Genomic DNA, 17,672 nt, shown 5'->3' with positions numbered 1-17,672 from the left:
TGTTATGATGCGGGAACATGAAATCTACTCAAACCTCAGGGTGCCGCCGTCCTCCAGCATAGTACTGAGGCTTGATGGGAGGGGCTTTCACAGGCTAACAGAAAGGGCAGGGTTTAGGAGGCCCTATGATGATGTCTTCCGTGACCTCATGGTTTCAGCGTGCCTTGACCTCATGAATGAGTTCAGCCCATCATTCATATACACGTTCTCTGATGAGATCAATGTACTCCTTGATTCTGTTCCATTCTCAGGAAGGGTTGAGAAGCTTGACTCGGTTTTCCCGGCTTTTGCATCGTCATCATTCACAGTTGGGGCCATAAAAAGGGGTTTATCACTTGATAAACCTGTTTCATTTGACTGCAGGGTTATACCGCTGGATAGAGACATGGTCTGGGAGTACTTCAGGTCAAGGCAGGATGAGGCCTGGAGGAACTGCCTCAACAGCTATGCATACTGGACACTGAGGGATGAAATGGATAGAGATGATGCAGCGAGAACCCTTAATGGGATGAAATCGGATTCCCTACATGAAATGCTCTTTGAGAGGGGTTTGAACATCTCAGAGGTCCCTGCATGGCAGCGGAGGGGTATCGGGGTCTACCGGGCTCCGGTGAAGGTGAGGGGCTACAATCCCATCACTGAGAGGGAGGTCTCTGCGGTGAGGCTGAGGGTGAAGGTTGACATGGAACTTCCACTCTTCACATACGAATTTTTTGCGGGTCTGCGTTTTAAGGAACACATGGGATCAGAGAGTGCCTGATAGAATGGGTTTAATTGATAGGATCCTTGATTTTATGGGTGTAAAACCGGTAAGGATGGTGCTGGTTGATTCCGATGTCATTGAGGAGGCCCTGGAAATCGCAAGAAGATCACATCCCCATGAATTTGTGGCGCTCCTTGAGGGAAAACAGGAGGGTGACGCCCTTCACATCACCGGCCTTATATTCCTGCCATCAAGGACCTCTGATGAGGGGGCTGTTATGGATGTCCTGATGCTCCCACCATTTACAGGTACTGTGGGGTCGGTGCACTCCCATCCTGGCCCCAGCAATTTACCATCAGGTGCTGATATGCAGTTCTTCTCAAAAAATGGTCTTTTCCACATGATAATAGCACACCCCTACACTGTGAAAACGGTTGCAGCCTATACGAGGCAGGGTGTGCCTGTGGGGTTTGAGATTGTTTAAAAAGGGATGTTTTGTTTTGGTATTATTGGGTCTAGTTATAAATAAAAAAAGGGATTTTTAGGGGTCTAATTGTTGGTAGACTTATATTTCTATCTTCGAAGACAAACCACAAAATTCCCCATCAACACATGGTCTATTGTTGGCGGACTTATATTTCTATTGCAACAGCATCGTCCACGTTCTCAAGCTTCTTGACCTCATCTATGACCTCAACCGGGACACTCTGGTCAACCTTGAGGACCATGACAGCCTCTCCACCGATCTCCTTCCTTCCCACCTGCATGGTGGCTATGTTTATCTGGTGCTCGCCCAGCTTGGTGCCGATGGCACCTATGGTGCCGGGGAGGTCCCTGTAGCGTGCTATTATCATTGTCCCCTCTGGCTTCACATCCACCCTGTATCCATTGATACCGATTATCGTGGGCTCCTTGATATGGGTTGCCTCCACGCTGAACTCTCCCCTGTCAGAAACAGCCCTTGCCATTATTATGGACCTGTAGCCATCAGCCTCTGACCTCTTGGCCTCTGTAACCACGATACCCCTCTTCTTTGCAATTGCCGGTGCATTTATGAGGTTCACTGGCTCTGTGAGTATGGGGTTGAGGATAGCCTGCAGCATGGTCCTTGTGAGGATATCGAACTGCATATCTGCAAGTTCACCGCAGTAGGTGACATCAAGTTTCTCTATGTTACCTGGGAGGGCCTGTGTGATGATGCTTCCCAGTTTCTCTGCGATCCCTGTGTAGGGTCTCAGGGACTTGTAGGTTTCCTGGTCCAGCACTGGCATGTTAAGGACGTTCCTGGGTGAACCTCCCTGGAAGACTGTTTTTATCTCATTTGCAACTATTATTGCGGCGTCCCTCTGGGCCTCAGCTGTTGAGGCACCGATATGTGGTGTGAGGACAACGTTCTCAAGTTCAAGTAGTGGACTGCCCTCTGGGGGCTCTTCCTCGAATACGTCGAGGGCCGCCCCTGCTATTTCACCATCCTTGAGGGCCCTGTAGAGGGCTTCCTCGTCGATTATACCTCCACGGGCACAGTTAACTATGAATGCGGTTTCCTTCATCAGTTTGAATTCATCCTCTGAGATGAGGTGCCTTGTCTCTGGGGTGAGGGGTACGTGTATGGTCACAATGTCGGATTCCCTTAGGAGTGTTTCAAGGTCTGTGACGGTCACACCCATTTCCTCGGCGGCATCCCTGCTTATGTAGGGGTCATATACCAGTATGTCCATTCCGAAGGCCTTTGTCCTCACAACAACCTGTGAACCTATACGGCCCATACCTATTATACCGAGGGTTTTGCCGTTTAGCTCTATACCCATGAACCTGTTCTTCTCCCATTTACCCTCCTTGACGGATTTATCTGCAAGGGAGATCTTCCTTGCGAGGGCCAGCATGAGGCCTATTGAATGTTCGGCAACTGTTATGGATGTTGACTCCGGGGCGTTTATGACCATTATACCCCTCTCTGTGGCGGCCTTAACATCCACGTTGTCAACGCCCACACCCGCCCTTGCGATTATCTTGAGGCGGGGGGCTGCCTCTATGACTTCCCTAGTGACCTTGGTCCGGCTCCTGACAACTATGGCATCGAAGTCCTTTATGGTCTCAAGGAGCTCCTCGGGTGTTATGGTTGTGTTAACCACAACCTCCGCCACCTCTTCAAGTTCAGATATTCCCTTTTCATTGATGGAATCAGCAATAAGCACTTTCATCTCTGGCATAATTTCACCACACTTATCACAATGAAGATCTTATAGAATGATAGAGGAATCTATAGAGGTAGGGTATATTATAATTATTGGTGTCATGGAGGAAGATGTGATGTTCACTGGTTCAGTTACTGTTGATGGAGTTGAGCTTCCTGAGGCATTCCTGGGAAGCGCACCGTTCACCGCGGCACCCTACTTTGGGCACCGCTCAAGGCTATATGAGATGGACCTCAAACGGAGGCCTGAAAACATTGCAGAGGTGCTCATGGGGGCATATGATGCGGGTGTGAGGGGCTTCCAGATCATCCCTGAGGGTCCCGTGCTTGAGGCACTTGAAATGGCAGTTGATGCAGGGTGCAGTTTCAGACTCATGGGTACAGTTCGGGAGGGGCGCCTTGAGGAGGACCTCGGGGCCCTCATGGATCTTGGTGCCGGTGCCGTTCTCCTTGATGAGCACTACACGGATCTTCTACCAGCCGTTGAGGTGGCTGAGATCCTTGATGATATTGAGGTCATATCCGGCATCATAACCACAATGCCAGGGGCCACCACAAGGCGTCTCATTGATGAGGGGGTTGATAACTTCCAGCTTTACATGATACCCCTCAACAGGCTGGGTTATATGATGGATTTCCCGGTTTTCCTTGAGGAGGAAAGGGCAAAACTCAGGGATCTGCTCCTTGAACTTGGAAAGGTTGTTGTCGCCGAGAAGGTACTTGCAGCGGGGATACTCTCACCCGGGGAGGCCTTTAAATTCCTTGAGGGTGCTGACTACGTTGACATGGTCACTGTGGGCGCGGCATCTGTTCTTGAAGTGAAGGAGACATTCGGGGAACTCTTCAGGTTATGATTCTGCCTCGGGAGCAGGATCTCCCCACATCATCATATTTAATATTTTCTATAGGAATGAAATCGTAAAATAGAAGTTAATGTTTTAACATTAACATGTTAAAGGACACATTCCATTGTTCATGAATGGACTCCCATTCAGTCGGTGTATATGGGGTGTGGTTATGGATACCGCGACAAAGGTGCTTGTTGTAATCTGTTTTATTCTCATAGGAGCCCTGGGCTTTATCTCAGGGATGTTCATCAACTCACCCCACGGCGGGGATCAGTACTACAATGTGACCATCACCGGCGATACAGAAGGTGTGGGGTCCTCAGGTCCCAGCTGGCACAGGGTCATGACATTTACAGGGTCCGAATCAGATTACCGCTATGTTAACATCAGGGGCAACAGGCTACGAGTTGTTTTTTCAGCGGCTCCTCTGGTGAATTACGATGTGAACAGCATCACCGTGGATGTCCTAAGGGACGGATACACTGTTGCCACTGATACCGTGGACTGGGGAGCCACCGAGTCACCTGCAAGGAAAAAGAGGACCCTTGAGGTTGAGGGGAGCCCTGGCGAATACTGCATCGCGGTTTATGCAAGCGAAATCAGGGACTGGAAGGTCACGGTGTGGGATTACTACTGAAAGCTGATAATGGGCAGGGTTCAGCTGCAGGTCTTCCTTTCAGCTATCACCTTCAGGAAGTCCCGGCTGCTCTCCATCTCACCTATCTCCCAGCTCTTGATCACAGGCACACCCTCGAGGTTCTCACCTATACGGGGGTTATCAATTATAAAAACAGATTCTGAACCACTTACAAGTGACAGGTCCCTCAGAGGCACGGCCATCCTCCGGAGGGTCCTTGAATCCCTCCCCTTCTCAAGGTCCGTTATGACAGTACTCTCAAATTTCAGTTCCTTTGCAACTGCATCAAAGGGGGTCCTCCGGGTCTCGATCATCCCGAAGCCAATATCACCCAGCCTTCCCTTTGGCCTTATTTCAACTTCATCCCTCTCAGGGACACTTAAGATGTCGATTGAGAGGGTTATCCTTATGTTGAGTATCTCCTCGAGTTTCATGGCTGTTTCAGGCGAGGCCCTTGCAAGCCCATTCTCATACTTGTAGATGGTCTTGCGGGATACATGGGCCAGGTCAGCAAGGTCCTTGAGTGAGAGGTTGTATTCCTCACGGACCTCCCTCAGGGTTCTCCCGTCTATCTGCACATAGTAACCGCCACGGTCAGCTATAACCTCAGGGTACTCCCCATCAACCACCATGGTCCTGAAGGTCTCAGGGGCAACGACAGGGATACCGTGCCTCTCATAGACAACATCCTCCTCAAGGTACTCTGTCTTTGACCTTATACCGACGAGGAGTGGTGATGCCAGGAACGTGTGTGCAAGGGTTTTTATCTCATGGGCCTGCAAACTATTTATACCATCAATGTTCACAAGGACCTTAAGCAGAAGTAGAAGGAGCTTCCTCCTGGCCATGAGGTCAAAGCAGCTCCTCTCATATATGTGGGATGTTTCAAATCCGTTGCTGGTAAGAAGTTCATGTATCTCCCTTAATACATCTTCCCTTTTAACAGATTTATCCAACTGGATCACCGGGTGATTTAATGTACAGAATTCATGTGGGTATAGATGATACCGATTCCCCCGATGGGATGTGCACAACCTATATATCATGCTTTATAATCCATGAACTTAAAAGTTGCGGTTTCACCACTGAGGGTTACCCGCGGCTCATAAGACTTAACCCCTTCGCACCCCACAAGACCCGGGGTAACGGTGCAGTGGCATTCACCGTGAGGGCCGAATCAGAGGATGAAATGGATGATATCAGGGATATCGTCATTCGCAGTGTTGAGGAACTTGCAGAGCTTGATAATGAGGGGACAAACCCTGGGGTTGTCTTCTATACCGGTGAGATCACAGATTCCATGAGGGAATTTGCCATATCAGCCATAAGGAAAATACTCAAAATTGAAGATGCCATGAGGGTTGCAGAGGAGGTGGGGGCAGAGGTTCATGGATTCAAAAGGGGGAGGGGGGTCATTGGGGCTCTTGCAGCCATCGGCTGCCCCCTTGAGGACAGTACATATGAACTTCTCACCTACAGGGTCCCTGAAAACTACGGAAAACCCCGCCAGATAGACCCGGAATCCGTGAGGATCATGGACACTGAAACAGGCAGTGAGACCTTTGATAACATTGATGGTGACTACATTGCAATAGAACCGCATACACCATGCCCAATACTCTATGGTATACGCGGCGAATCCCCTGAGGTCCTTCTGAGGGCCATGGAGATGGTTCATGTCTCTGAGGAGATAGAGAGGTTCTGCATCTTCGAGACAAACCAGCACACCGATCAGCACATCCAGGATGCAGACAGCATAGCTGAGATGGAAAAATTCGGCTGCTACCGCATCAGTGGCGAGGTGCTTGACAGGCCAAGGGTGATTGAGGGTGGCCACGTGTTCTTCACCCTTGGCGACGACTCCGGTGAAATCGAATGCGGTGCCTATGAGCCAACAAAGGACTTCAGGAAGGTCATCCTTGAGCTCATACCCGGGGACAGGGTCACCGTTTATGGGGGTATCGGGGCCCAGGGGACACTGAACATTGAAAAGATACACCTTGAGAGGGCTGCCGAGCTCTACGTTGAGGAAAACCCCCTCTGCACCTGTGGCAGGCGCATGAAATCCGCAGGCCGGAATAAGGGGTTCAAGTGTCCCTCATGCGGGCGGAGGGTAAGAAATTCCAGAAAGGTTAAGAGGGTACTTGAGAGGCCACTGAGGGAGGGCTACTATGAGGTCCCCACCTGCGCCAGAAGGCACCTCTCAAAGCAGCTTGTGAGGATGGGAATCTCTGGCGGCTCTTACCCATCTGGCAGGGTTAGGTAGAGAATGGGATTGATGGAGGTCTTTAGCCATCTGGTTAGGTAGGGGATGGAAATTTCTGGCGGCTGTTATTCCTCTGAATTAATAAAAAATGGGAACCTTTATAACAATCACTGTTATATTTAAAGGCAACATAGTAGCATCAATGATGACAGGAAAGCTTGCAGAATTTGTATCATCACTCTCATACAGGGACATCCCTCCTGAGATCATTGAAAGGGCAAAGATATGCTTCCTGGACTTTCTGGGCGTCTCACTCAGGGGTTCAGGGGAGAGGAGCGGCCTTGCGGCACTCAGGGCACTGGGCACCGGCGAGGGAAATTCGACGGTCATAGGCCATGGAAGGGGCTCTGATGAAAGGGCGACTCTTCTCAATGGCATATTTGCCCATAACCTTGACCTTGATGACGGCCATAGGGGGGCCCAGCTGCATCCCGGTGCATGCGTGATCCCCGCGGCACTCGCAGCTGCAGAGGTCCTCGATGCAGAGTTCAGGGAGTTCATAGCAGGGGTTGTGGCAGGTTATGAGGTGGCCATCTTCATGGGCCTCCTCGCAAACCCCGGCCACAGGAAGAGGGGTTTCCACACCACGGGTACCTGTGGCACATTCGGGGCCGCCGCAGCCGCAGCCAGCTTAATGGGCCTTGACTGTGAGGAGACAGTCAATGCACTGGGACTTGCAGGGACCCAGGCAGCAGGGCTCCTTGAATCAGACCATGCCGGGTCAATGGGCAAGCACCTGCACGCCGGGAGGGCGGCCCAGTCAGGACTCATATCTGCAAAGCTTGCGCTGGAGGGTTTCACAGGGGCAGAGTCCATAATTGAGGGAAAGGAGGGGTTCCTCAATGCAATGTGCCAGCCCCCATCAGAGGTACCTGAAACCGGCGTCTTCCACATAGGAGATGTTTACCTCAAGAGGTACCCTGTCTGCAGGCACCTTCACTCCACCCTTGACTGCGCCCTTGAAATACTTGGAATGACCAGATTCTCTGCATCAGAGATAGATGAGGTCCTCGTGGAGACCTATGAGATTGCCGCAGAACACGACAGCTATTCCCCGAAAACGGTTGAGGCGATGAGGCAGAGCCTGCCTGTTTCACTGGCCATAATCCTCGAGAAAGGGGATCTCAGGGTTGAGGACCTTGAAGTGACCCCTGATGTCGGGGAGACCGCATCAAAGATCAGAATAATGGTGGATCCAGAGATGCAGGAAATGAAGAACAGGAGACCCGCACGTGTCACAGTGAAACTCAAGGATGGCAGTGTCCACACAGCCTTCAGAGAACTCCCATCAGGGGAACCAGAGGACCCCTACACCTGGGAAGACATCCTTGAGAAGTTCAAACTCCTGAACCCTGATTACAGAACAGATAAACTGGGGATCCTGAGGGAGGCATGGTCAGAGAATATCTCAGAGGTAATCTCTGAGGTACTTGATTGATAAAATAGACCGAGCTCCTGGTTGACACTGGCTTGGTTGAGACATGCTCAGAAAACTCATCTGGGCTACTGATTAAAGGGTATAATTAAAACTGGAGGTGAAAAGTTTGGAAAAAACCCGCAGATACCTTGATAGAATCGGAATAGGAGTCCCCGAAGGTGAATCAGAGAAGAGATTCAGTGACGGCGGACAGTACCGCTTTGAGGTCCCAGGGATACAGAGGCCAGGGGCCATGAGGGCCCTCCTGGATGCCATGGAAGAACATGACGTCAGGGTCCACAGGGTAACCCAGACAAAGGGTATAATGCTCCTCACCGACGGTGAGATTGAGGAGATGGCTGAACTGGCCCGTGAAGCCGGCATAGAACTCTTCCTTAGTGTGGGTCCCAGGGCAACCTATGATACAAGCGCATCTGCAAGGACCCCTGAGGGTTCAAGGATAGGTTACAGGCTCAGGGGATACGACAACCTGGTGTATGCGGTTGAGGATGTGCGGAGGGCCGCTGAACTCGGTGTAAGGGGTATAGTGGTCTACGACGAGGGACTCCTCTGGGTTCTCGGGAGGATGCGAGGCGACGGTGAACTGCCGGCGGACCTCCACTTCAAGGTCTCAGCCCACTGCGGGCACGGTAACCCTGCATCAGCACGGCTCCTTCAGTATATAGGCGCCGATTCCCTCAACCCTGTGAGGGACCTCCAGATACCCATGCTTGCAGCAATAAGGGAGGCCATTGACATTTCAATCGATGTCCACACAGAGAACCCCAAGTCATCCGGTGGATTCATAAGGCACTACGAGGTCCCTGATATCATAAGGTACGCATCCCCTGTTTACCTCAAAACAGGAGGATCTGTGGCGGGACACCATGGATGGGACACCACAGAGTCACAGGCCCGTGAGAGGATAAGGCAGGTTGTGCTTGTGAGGGACATGATAGAGCGTTACTACCCTGAAGCCGTGTTCTCATCCGGGAAGGACCTCGCGGTACCTGTGGGGGGAAGGTAGATTGGATATAGCGGCACGGGTGAGGGATGCCCTTGTAAGGGCAGGTACAACCACACCACCGGATGTTATGCGGGCATATAAGCGGGCCCTTGAGAGGGAAGAGGATGAAAAGGCCGCATGGATCCTTGAACTTCTAATTAAAAATGCCAGAATAGCCGAAGAAAGCGGCAGACCCCTCTGTGATGACACAGGAATACCCCACGTCATCGTTGAGGTGGGTGAAGATGCCTTCCTCCCTGGTTGCTTCTTTAACCTCATAAGGAGGGGGATTGCTGAAGGCCTCCTTAAACTTCCAGGAAGACCCATGGCTGTGCGGGGCGATGAGATTGAGAGGATAGAGCAGAGCCGGGGCCTCTACAGTGATCCGTCAAAACTTCCCCCAGCACCCTTCCTTGTTGACTCAGTCCCGGGAGACGAGGTCAGAATCCATGTTCTCCTCCTTGGAGGTGGCCCTGAGATAAGGGCAAGGACCAGAAGGGTTTTTCACAGACACAGCTATAGAAAAGTATTTGAGGAAGTTCTGACATGGATGAAAACAGAGGTCCCTTTACTTGGATGCACCCCGTGCATACCGGTTATAGGTATTGGGAGAACTCATTTTGAGGCCACGAGCCTTATGCTCAGGGCAATGGCCACTGGAAGCCTTGATGAGCAGTCTGAAATTGAGGATTACATTACAGAATCCCTTAACAGTACCGGAACAGGACCCCTGGGTCTTGGGGGATCCACAACAGCCCTTGGTTCCCTGGTGAATGTGGGGCCTCAGAGGGCCAGCGGCGTCAGAATAGTTTCAATGAGGCTGGCATGCTGTGTGGAGCCGAGAAGGGCGACAATAAAACTGTAGATCTCTGAGGTGAATGAATGGCTATAGGAAAGGATTCACTTGAAAATGTATTCAGGATGGGTTCCCCGAAGTGGAGGACTTCCATTACGAGGGTTGAGCCTAATCGGATTGTTACCAGGGGTTATTCTCAGGAGGATTTGATTGGTGGTGTTTCTTTTTCTGAGATGGTTTACCTGTTGATTCGGGGTGAGCTTCCTCCTGGTAATGTTGCAAGGATGCTGGAGGCTGTACTGGTGTCTTTCTGTGATCATGGTGTGACTCCTCCCAGTACGCAGGCTGCCCGTATGATTGCCTCTGCTGGTTCTCCTGTGCATGCCTGTATTGCCGGTGGTCTTCTGGCCTTTGGTAAGAATCATGCGGGGGCTATTGAGAGGTCCATGAAGCTTTTCCAGGAGACTGTTTCAGGGTGTGAGTCTGAGGATGAGATTCCTGAGGCTGCTGTGAGGCTGGTGGATGATCATCTGCGGAGGAACAGGAAGGTCCCGGGTTTCGGGCACAGGTATCATAATGCGGATCCCCGGGCTGTGCGTCTCCTGGACCTTGCAGAGGAGTATGACTGTGTCGGCCCACACACAAGGCTTGCGATTGAGGTTCAGAACATACTCCTTGAGCGTAAGGGTGTGAGGATGAACGTTGATGGTGCCAACGCCGGAATACTCTCAGATATGGGTTTTGACTGGCGCACAGGTGCCGGGGTGTTCATGATAGGACGGCTCCCAGGACTCATATCCCACGTATACGAGGAAAAGGTGCGTGAACCAGCCTTCAGAAAATTCTTCGACATCGAAGAAATACACTACGACGGCGAGGAGGAGAAGAACCTCTCTGCCGGCGCAGACCTTGAACCAATGCCTGAGTAGCAGAAACCTTCAGGCAGCATAAAATCATTTTATAGCAAATAATAACCTTTACAATACCCTTAAATTCATTTAAGTCTCATAATATGATTCACTGAACCAAGGGAGGGATTCAAAAGGCTTTGTTCACCGAATAGGTTTAGTTGAGTATCATAAACTCTGGAATAAAATAGTAAAAGATAAATATACCGCGAAATAGACCTTTGCATTAATAGGGTGATTTACATGACAACCATATCGGAAGCTATCACTACCATAAAGAAGGCTGAAAATGACGCTGACAGGTTAATTCAGGAGGCCAGAGAAAAATCATCCCAGCTAATCGATGACGCCAGAACCAGGTCCAGTGAACTCCTTGAAAAGGCTGAAAGGGAGGCCAGTGAGAAGGGCGATGAGCTCATAATGGAGGCAGAGGAAAGGGCCAGAAAGGAAGCCATCAGCATTTCAGGGAAGGCAAAACGTGAAGTGGAGACAATGAAATCAGCGGCAATGGGCAGGGTCCCTGAGGCCGCCAGCATTATCGTGAAAAGTATCTTGTAGCGTGAGTAACATGTTTCTACCGGCAAGGATGCGAAAACTCAAGATCATAACCCTGGACCAGTACTCGGATTCAGTGGTTCGGTCCTTGCATGAGGAGGGAATAACCCAGATCGATGACATCTCCGAGCGCATCCAGCAGGATGCAGAGTGGCGCCAGATCCTCAAACCATCGAGGGCGACACCATACACAGGAAGGGTGTCATCCCTCCTCATGAAGACAAGCGGTATCCTGGACTTCCTTGGCTCAGTGGCAGCCCAGGAGAAGGGCCTCAAGGATACCCTGAAGGAGTTCATCAACCCCCCCGTCTTTGATAAAAGGGAGGTTGAGGAACTGGACACAGAATCACTCCTGGAAAGGGCCGAGGAACTCCTGGGAAAGGTCGAATCAGAGACCAGGGTTATGGAGGAAAAATTGAATGAGCTTGATTCAGAAAAAGCAAGCCTCGAATCAAGCCTGACAGTTGCAGAGAAACTGAAAGAATTTGATATTGATTTTGCCGATCTCCATGCTTCAGAGTACATAACCGGAATCGCCGGGAGAATACCCTCTGAAAACCTGGATGAAATCCGGGAAAAACTCTCAGAGATCACAGATGAACTGATACTCTTCGATGCAGAGGGGGAAACCAAGGCAGAGCGCGTTTTAATAATAATAACCCTCAGGAAACATGGGGACAGTGTGGCCTCACTCCTCAGGCGAATGGAATTTGAGAGGTTCGAGATCAGCGAACTCAGCGGAAGACCCTCAGAGGTCATATCCTCCTCAGAGATACGCATTGCGGAAATTGAGGGGGAAAGAAGTGAGATCATCTCAAAGCTGAGGGAGATAAACAGTGAATGGGAGGACGAACTCCTTGTCCTCAAGGAACAGCTTGAAATCGAGAAGGAGCGAAACGAGGTTTTCTCACTCTTCGGCGAAACCGAGAAGACAGTGATGCTGGAGGCATGGGTGCCCCTCAAGGAGGCCGATAGGGCCATTGAGGTTGTTGAGGAGTCATCCGAGGGTCACTGCGTCACCGAACTCGAGGAACCGAATCCCGAGGAGGTTCCGGTGCTTCTGGACAACCCCAGATTCGCCAAACCCTACGAGAACTTCGTGGAGATGTACTCACCACTGAAGTACAACGAGATCGACCCGACGATATTCATGGCCTTTGTGTTCCCGTTCTTCTTCGGGTTCTGTCTCACAGATGCAGGGTACGGTATACTGGATGCACTCATAGGACTCATACTCTACCGGGGCCTTGGTAAGGTCAACGGGTTCATGAGGGACTTCGGTATAATCATGATGTCTTGCGGAGTATGGGCCTTCATCCTCGGGATGGTCACCAATGGATTCATAGGGGACTTCTTCCCACGGTTCCTGAACATTCAGCTGCCAACGGTCATACCGGCCATAGACGCATTTGTGAACCCCCAGAACATACTCATAATGGCACTCACGGTTGGTGTGCTGCACATCAACTTCGGTTTAATCCTGGGGGCAAGGAACAACATAAGGCTCGGGAACATGAGGGAGGCCCTCGGGTCACAGATAGTCTGGCTGATACTTGAACTGGGTATCATCCTCTACATCTTCGGAGGAATGTTCCTGGGGGCGCCAGTGATAATCCTGGCAGCTGCAATGCTGCTCTACTACAACGGCCTCTTTGGCCTCATGGATGTATCAGGGTTCCTGGGTACACTCCTATCATATGCCAGGCTCCTGGCCCTCTGTCTATCAACAGGGGGTATAGCGATGACCGTTAACATCCTCACAGGACTGAGCTATGAGATGATACCGGTCATTGGAGTGGTTCTGGCCCCGATAATATTCGTGTTCGGGCACCTTGCCAACAACGCCTTCCAGAGCCTTGGTGCCTTCATAAACTCACTTCGTCTGCATTATGTGGAATTCTTTGCCCAGTTCTATCTGGGTGGAAAAAACAAATTCAACGCATTTCGTGCTGAAAGAAACTTCACTAAGATAAGGAGGTAAATAGAATGGTTGAAATAGCATTAGGTACTGCTTTAGCAGCAATAGGTGCTGGAGTTGCAGTAGGATTCGCAGGTCTTGGATCAGGATTAGGTCAGGGTATAGCAGCCGCAGGAAGTGTGGGTGCAGTTGCAGAGGACTCCGACATGTTTGCGAGGGGTATCATATTCTCAGCCCTGCCAGAGACACAAGCCATCTACGGTTTCCTGATCGCCATACTTCTCCTGGTGTTCTCAGGACTCCTTGGAGGAGGAAAGGGCCTGGATGTAACAGCCGGACTTGTGGCTGTGGGTGCAGGTGCAGCCATAGGATTCGCAGGTCTCGGTTCAGGTATGGGTCAGGGTATAACATCAGCATCATCAGTGGGTGCAGTTGTTGAGGACCCTGACATGTTTGCGAGGGGTATTATATTCTCAGCCCTTTCAGAGACACAGGCTATTTACGGTTTCCTGATTGCCATACTCCTCATGGTCTTCGGCGGAATACTAGGAGGCTAATTAGATGAGCTCCGGAGCCGAAAAAATTGTCTCCAGTATAATGTCAGAGGCTCAGGCAAAGGCAGACGCCATCATTCAGGAAGCTGAAAAGGAAGCCGCCGGTATACTAGAGGAAGGTGAGAAAAGGGCCAGAATGGCCAGCGAACGCATCCTGGAGTCAGCCAGGAAACAGGCCGATATGAGGTACCAGCAGATAATCTCAGAGGCCAAGATGAACGCAAGGCGTGCAGAGCTGGAGGCAAGGGAAGAGGTAATACAGGAGGCCTTCAGAAAGGCCGAGGAGGAACTTGAAAAGCTGGCATCCGCATCCTCAGATGAATACGTCAGTGCCCTGAAGGCAATGATAAAGGAGGCCGCGGTTGAGATAGGAGGGGGAGAACTCACCGTCAGCATGAAGGAGGGTGATGACTCCCTTGACCTTGGCCTTGATAAAATCGCAGCTGAAGTGGAAGCCGAGACAGGTAAAAAAACAACCCTGGAGGTTGGAGACAGTATCAGGACCATTGGAGGAGCAGTGGTAAGGACAAAGGATGGACTGGTTGAGGTTAACAATACAGTAGAGGCCAGGATGTCCCGCTTCAAAAAGGCTCTACGTTCAGAGGTGGCCAGGGTTCTTTTCCAATGAAAGGGGAGATAACAGATGGCTGACAGCATCACAACAATTGTAACAGCGCTTGGATTCCCTTCAATAGAATCTTTTATAGGCGTACTCCTCCTTGGAGGGGCAATTATAGGTGCTATTGTTGTAATAGCAACTATAAGGCCTATATTAGATTTATTCCCCTTTGCATACCCCAACGCCAGAGTCAGGGCACGTATCGGGAGACTGATAAACGAGAAACAGCTCTCAGAGATCCTTGAGACAGAGTCAATGGAGGAGTTCAAAAACTACCTCAGAGGACTCCCTGACTATGCAGGCTACGTTGACCGCTTCCCAATTGAGAAGGCACTTGAAAGTCAGCTTGCAGAGACCTATGAGACAGTATCAAAGATAGCGCCCGCATCCATAAGGGATCCTTTCAGGGCAAACCTCAGGAAGTGGGATATAAGGAACATAAAGAGCCTCATAACAGCAAAGGACGCTGGTCTAAGTGCTGAGGAGACAGTGAACCTGATAGTACCTGCAGGGGAGATCTACGAGGTCATAGAGGGACTGGTGGATGCCTCAAGTGTTCAGGAGGTCGTAACAGGCCTTGAGGGGACAGAATATGCGGAGGTACTGGAGGACGCACTCTCCCAGTACCAGGAAACAGGTATGCTGCTCCCAATCGAGGCGGCCCTTGACAGGAAATTCCTGGAGGACCTCATAAGGTCAGTTGGAAGCCCCTCAGATGACAACACGAAGATTCTGCACAGCTACTTCGGTACACAGGTGGACGTGGCCAACCTCAGGATGATACTCCGTGCAAAGGCAGACGGCCTCAGCTACGATGACATAAGCCCATACATAGTACCCCAGGGCTACCAGCTGAGGGAGTGGAAGCTCAAGGACCTCATGGAGGCAGAGGACGTCAGTGGAGTTATAAGCGGCCTTGAGGGGACAGACTACGGGCAGATCCTGTCAGAGGCACTATCAGAGTACACATCAACAGGTTCAGTGGCGGTCTTCGAGCGCGTCCTTGAGGACAACCTCAACAGGATGGCCAGGAACTTCGCACTCAAGAAGCCCTTCGGGGTGGGACCAATGATAGGATTCCTCAGCAGGAAGGAAACCGAGGTGCGAAACCTCAAGGTCATAGCAAGAAGCAAGAGGGAGCCCGGGTTCCCTGAATCAATGGTTAAGGAGATGTTGGTATGAGTTCAAATATTGCAGTGGTCGGTGACAGGGACACCGTGACAGGGTTCAGACTCGGAGGCGTCAGGGAAGGTTACGTCGTGGAGACACCTGACGAGGCAGAGGAAACCATAAGGAACCTTATAGGCGAAGGCTTCTCCATAATAATCGTCACAGAAAAGATTGGGGATGAACTGAGGGAATTTATTGAGGAAACCACAAGTTCAAGCGCACTGCCAATGATAATAGAGATACCTGATAAAACAGGGCCCTCAGAACGTGAAACCGATCCACTGAGGGACCTTATTAAAAGAGTTATTGGGGTTGAGATGGTAAAATGACACAGGAAGGAAGGATTATAAAAATAGCGGGTCCTGTTATCATCGCCGAGGGGATGAGAGGATCCCAGATGTACGAAATGGTCAAGGTGGGTGAAGACAAGCTCATAGGAGAAATCATTGAACTTGAGGGTGACACAGCAACCATCCAGGTCTACGAGGAAACAGCAGGTATAAAACCTGGGGAGACCGTTGAGAGAACAGGCGGCCCTCTATCAGTGGAACTCGGACCTGGAATACTGGGTTCAATCTTCGATGGGATACAGAGGCCCCTCGAGGACATCAAGGCACTCACCGGAGACTACATCGAAAGGGGAGTGGATGTACCATCACTCCCAAAGGATAAAAAGTGGACCTTCAAGCCAGTGGCCCAGGAGGGTCAGATGGTTAAGGGTGGGGACATAATCGGTGAGGTGGAGGAGACATCCTCAATAACCCACAGGATAATGATCCCACCAAACGTTGAGGGTAAACTCACAAAGATAGTGCCCCAGGGCGAATACACGGTCCTTGATGATATAGCAGAGGTGGAAACCGATAAGGGCACCGTTAAGGTGCAGATGCTCCAGAAGTGGCCTGTGAGGAAGGGCCGGCCATACAAGAAGAAACTTGACCCGGACGTGCCACTCATAACAGGTCAGAGGGCACAGGACACATTCTTCTCAGTCGCCAAGGGTGGTACAGCCGCAATACCAGGGCCATTTGGGTCAGGTAAAACCGTTACCCAGCAGCAGCTTGCAAAATGGGCCGACGCAGACATAATCGTCTACGTTGGATGCGGTGAAAGGGGTAACGAGATGACAGAGGTCCTTAAGGAATTCCCTGAACTGGAGGACCCAAAGACAGGTAACCCCCTCATGGACAGGACTGTTCTCATAGCAAACACATCAAACATGCCTGTGGCTGCAAGGGAGGCCTGTGTGTACACGGGTATAACCATAGCAGAGTACTTCAGGGACATGGGATACGATGTTGCGCTCATGGCTGACTCCACCTCAAGGTGGGCAGAGGCCATGAGGGAGATCTCAGGAAGGCTCGAGGAGATGCCCGGTGAAGAGGGATACCCGGCGTACCTGGCATCCAGGCTCGCACAGTTCTATGAGCGTGCAGGAAGGGTTACAACCGTGGGTTCAGAGGACAAGGTTGCATCCGTGTCAGTCGTTGGTGCGGTTTCACCACCAGGTGGTGACCTCTCAGAGCCTGTCACACAGAACACACTCAGGATCTGTAAGGTTTTCTGGGCACTTGACGCATCCCTTGCAGACAAGCGTCACTTCCCATCCATTGACTGGCTCCAGAGCTACTCACTCTACGTTGACAGCGTCGAGGAATGGTGGGCCAAAAACGTTGACCCTGAATGGAGGGCCACAAGGGACGAGGCAATGGCGCTCCTCCAGAAGGAGGCAGAACTCCAGGAGATCGTCCAGCTCGTGGGACCCGACGCACTTCCAGACAGGGAGAGGATAACCCTTGAGACAACAAGGATGATAAGGGAGGACTTCCTCCAGCAGAACGCCTACCATGAGGTTGACACATACTGCTCACCATCAAAGCAGTTCGAGATGCTAAGGACAATCATAATGTTCCACAAGAATGCAACAGCAGCACTTGAGAAGGGTGCGCCAGCAGCGGACATCATAGCCCTCCCGGTCAAGGAGGACATAGGGCGTATGAAGTACATACCCGAAGATGAATTCCCGGCAAGAATCAAGGAGATCCAGGAGAGGATCGTCAAGGAATGTGGTGAGGTGTGAA

General features: G+C 51.0%; 18 protein-coding genes. 16 read left to right on the top strand and 2 right to left on the bottom strand.

The features are described from left to right. Window positions 1-7: 7 nt before the first annotated feature. Both AB9H23_RS05360 and AB9H23_RS05355 read left to right on the top strand, forming a co-directional pair. Window positions 8-760, top strand: a complete 753-nt coding sequence (locus AB9H23_RS05360; protein WP_370004426.1) for a tRNA(His) guanylyltransferase Thg1 family protein — start codon at window positions 8-10, stop codon at window positions 758-760. Window positions 761-764: 4 nt separating this feature from the next. After that, window positions 765-1,187, top strand: a complete 423-nt coding sequence (locus AB9H23_RS05355; RefSeq protein ID WP_370004425.1) for a Mov34/MPN/PAD-1 family protein — start codon at window positions 765-767, stop codon at window positions 1,185-1,187. 148 nt (window positions 1,188-1,335) lie between these two features. On the opposite strand, the gene serA is transcribed toward AB9H23_RS05355, so the two are convergent. Continuing rightward, the gene (gene serA / locus AB9H23_RS05350) at window positions 1,336-2,904 is read right to left on the bottom strand and encodes a phosphoglycerate dehydrogenase (protein WP_370005954.1); all 1,569 of its coding nucleotides are present in this window, start codon (window positions 2,902-2,904) and stop codon (window positions 1,336-1,338) included. Window positions 2,905-2,950: 46 nt separating this feature from the next. Here serA and AB9H23_RS05345 point away from each other — a divergent pair, with 46 nt between their 5' ends. Beyond that, a complete protein-coding gene (locus AB9H23_RS05345) occupies window positions 2,951-3,751 on the top strand; it encodes a hypothetical protein (protein ID WP_370004424.1) in 801 nt (266 codons plus the stop codon). Between the two features lie 163 nt (window positions 3,752-3,914). Next, complete coding sequence (locus AB9H23_RS05340; protein WP_370004423.1) at window positions 3,915-4,382, top strand: hypothetical protein; 468 nt, start codon at window positions 3,915-3,917, stop codon at window positions 4,380-4,382. 20 nt (window positions 4,383-4,402) lie between these two features. On the opposite strand, the gene AB9H23_RS05335 is transcribed toward AB9H23_RS05340, so the two are convergent. Further along, the gene (locus tag AB9H23_RS05335; protein WP_370004422.1) at window positions 4,403-5,338 is read right to left on the bottom strand and encodes a transcriptional regulator; all 936 of its coding nucleotides are present in this window, start codon (window positions 5,336-5,338) and stop codon (window positions 4,403-4,405) included. A 20-nt stretch (window positions 5,339-5,358) separates the two neighbouring features. Here AB9H23_RS05335 and AB9H23_RS05330 point away from each other — a divergent pair, with 20 nt between their 5' ends. The 12 genes from AB9H23_RS05330 (at window position 5,359) to AB9H23_RS05275 (ending at window position 17,671) form a co-directional block, all read left to right on the top strand. Further along, window positions 5,359-6,648, top strand: coding sequence for a DUF1743 domain-containing protein (locus AB9H23_RS05330; RefSeq protein ID WP_370004421.1), 1,290 nt, complete (start codon window positions 5,359-5,361; stop codon window positions 6,646-6,648). Between the two features lie 142 nt (window positions 6,649-6,790). Continuing rightward, complete coding sequence (locus tag AB9H23_RS05325; protein WP_370004419.1) at window positions 6,791-8,086, top strand: MmgE/PrpD family protein; 1,296 nt, start codon at window positions 6,791-6,793, stop codon at window positions 8,084-8,086. Between the two features lie 106 nt (window positions 8,087-8,192). After that, a complete protein-coding gene (locus tag AB9H23_RS05320) occupies window positions 8,193-9,092 on the top strand; it encodes a peptidase (RefSeq protein WP_370004418.1) in 900 nt (299 codons plus the stop codon). Between the two features lies 1 nt (window position 9,093). Continuing rightward, a complete protein-coding gene (locus tag AB9H23_RS05315) occupies window positions 9,094-9,936 on the top strand; it encodes a fumarate hydratase (protein WP_370004416.1) in 843 nt (280 codons plus the stop codon). Between the two features lie 17 nt (window positions 9,937-9,953). Continuing rightward, window positions 9,954-10,796 (top strand): citryl-CoA lyase, encoded by an 843-nt coding sequence (locus AB9H23_RS05310; RefSeq protein ID WP_370004415.1) that lies wholly within the window; start codon window positions 9,954-9,956, stop codon window positions 10,794-10,796. Between the two features lie 222 nt (window positions 10,797-11,018). Then, a complete protein-coding gene (ahaH, locus tag AB9H23_RS05305; RefSeq protein ID WP_237780012.1) occupies window positions 11,019-11,333 on the top strand; it encodes an ATP synthase archaeal subunit H in 315 nt (104 codons plus the stop codon). 10 nt (window positions 11,334-11,343) lie between these two features. Next, window positions 11,344-13,311, top strand: coding sequence for a V-type ATP synthase subunit I (locus AB9H23_RS05300; RefSeq protein ID WP_370004414.1), 1,968 nt, complete (start codon window positions 11,344-11,346; stop codon window positions 13,309-13,311). 5 nt (window positions 13,312-13,316) lie between these two features. Then, on the top strand, window positions 13,317-13,805 hold the full coding sequence (locus tag AB9H23_RS05295; protein ID WP_013296144.1) for an ATP synthase subunit K: 489 nt from the start codon (window positions 13,317-13,319) through the stop codon (window positions 13,803-13,805). 4 nt (window positions 13,806-13,809) lie between these two features. Then, a complete protein-coding gene (locus AB9H23_RS05290; RefSeq protein ID WP_321210959.1) occupies window positions 13,810-14,430 on the top strand; it encodes a V-type proton ATPase subunit E in 621 nt (206 codons plus the stop codon). Between the two features lie 15 nt (window positions 14,431-14,445). Continuing rightward, the gene (locus AB9H23_RS05285) at window positions 14,446-15,603 is read left to right on the top strand and encodes a V-type ATP synthase subunit C (protein ID WP_147671647.1); all 1,158 of its coding nucleotides are present in this window, start codon (window positions 14,446-14,448) and stop codon (window positions 15,601-15,603) included. Continuing rightward, window positions 15,600-15,920 carry a V-type ATP synthase subunit F gene (locus AB9H23_RS05280; RefSeq protein WP_147671648.1) on the top strand — a complete coding sequence of 107 codons (321 nt, stop codon included), beginning with the start codon at window positions 15,600-15,602 and terminating at the stop codon, window positions 15,918-15,920. The genes AB9H23_RS05285 and AB9H23_RS05280 overlap by 4 nt, the downstream gene beginning before the upstream one ends. After that, the gene (locus AB9H23_RS05275; RefSeq protein WP_321210958.1) at window positions 15,917-17,671 is read left to right on the top strand and encodes an ATP synthase subunit A; all 1,755 of its coding nucleotides are present in this window, start codon (window positions 15,917-15,919) and stop codon (window positions 17,669-17,671) included. The genes AB9H23_RS05280 and AB9H23_RS05275 overlap by 4 nt, the downstream gene beginning before the upstream one ends. Window position 17,672: the final 1 nt, after the last annotated feature.

It is taken from the genome of Methanothermobacter sp. KEPCO 2 (genome assembly GCF_041228365.1).
Lineage (GTDB): Archaea > Methanobacteriota > Methanobacteria > Methanobacteriales > Methanothermobacteraceae > Methanothermobacter > Methanothermobacter marburgensis.
Note: the sequence above shows the minus strand (reverse complement) of the source record. Positions and strands in the feature narration are given on the sequence as shown.

What these genes read in the sequence shown, in the direction of transcription:
- AB9H23_RS05360 (WP_370004426.1), top strand. Translation starts at nt 8, where the DNA reads ATGCGGGAACATGAAATCTACTCAAACCTCAGGGTGCCGCCGTCCTCC.
- AB9H23_RS05280 (WP_147671648.1), top strand. Translation starts at nt 15,600, where the DNA reads ATGAGTTCAAATATTGCAGTGGTCGGTGACAGGGACACCGTGACAGGG.
- AB9H23_RS05310 (WP_370004415.1), top strand. Translation starts at nt 9,954, where the DNA reads ATGGCTATAGGAAAGGATTCACTTGAAAATGTATTCAGGATGGGTTCC.
- AB9H23_RS05275 (WP_321210958.1), top strand. Translation starts at nt 15,917, where the DNA reads ATGACACAGGAAGGAAGGATTATAAAAATAGCGGGTCCTGTTATCATC.
- AB9H23_RS05355 (WP_370004425.1), top strand. Translation starts at nt 765, where the DNA reads ATGGGTTTAATTGATAGGATCCTTGATTTTATGGGTGTAAAACCGGTA.
- ahaH (WP_237780012.1), top strand. Translation starts at nt 11,019, where the DNA reads ATGACAACCATATCGGAAGCTATCACTACCATAAAGAAGGCTGAAAAT.
- AB9H23_RS05330 (WP_370004421.1), top strand. Translation starts at nt 5,359, where the DNA reads ATGTACAGAATTCATGTGGGTATAGATGATACCGATTCCCCCGATGGG.
- AB9H23_RS05300 (WP_370004414.1), top strand. Translation starts at nt 11,344, where the DNA reads ATGTTTCTACCGGCAAGGATGCGAAAACTCAAGATCATAACCCTGGAC.
- AB9H23_RS05325 (WP_370004419.1), top strand. Translation starts at nt 6,791, where the DNA reads ATGATGACAGGAAAGCTTGCAGAATTTGTATCATCACTCTCATACAGG.
- AB9H23_RS05285 (WP_147671647.1), top strand. Translation starts at nt 14,446, where the DNA reads ATGGCTGACAGCATCACAACAATTGTAACAGCGCTTGGATTCCCTTCA.
- serA (WP_370005954.1), bottom strand. Translation starts at nt 2,904, where the DNA reads ATGAAAGTGCTTATTGCTGATTCCATCAATGAAAAGGGAATATCTGAA.
- AB9H23_RS05290 (WP_321210959.1), top strand. Translation starts at nt 13,810, where the DNA reads ATGAGCTCCGGAGCCGAAAAAATTGTCTCCAGTATAATGTCAGAGGCT.
- AB9H23_RS05345 (WP_370004424.1), top strand. Translation starts at nt 2,951, where the DNA reads ATGATAGAGGAATCTATAGAGGTAGGGTATATTATAATTATTGGTGTC.
- AB9H23_RS05340 (WP_370004423.1), top strand. Translation starts at nt 3,915, where the DNA reads ATGGATACCGCGACAAAGGTGCTTGTTGTAATCTGTTTTATTCTCATA.
- AB9H23_RS05295 (WP_013296144.1), top strand. Translation starts at nt 13,317, where the DNA reads ATGGTTGAAATAGCATTAGGTACTGCTTTAGCAGCAATAGGTGCTGGA.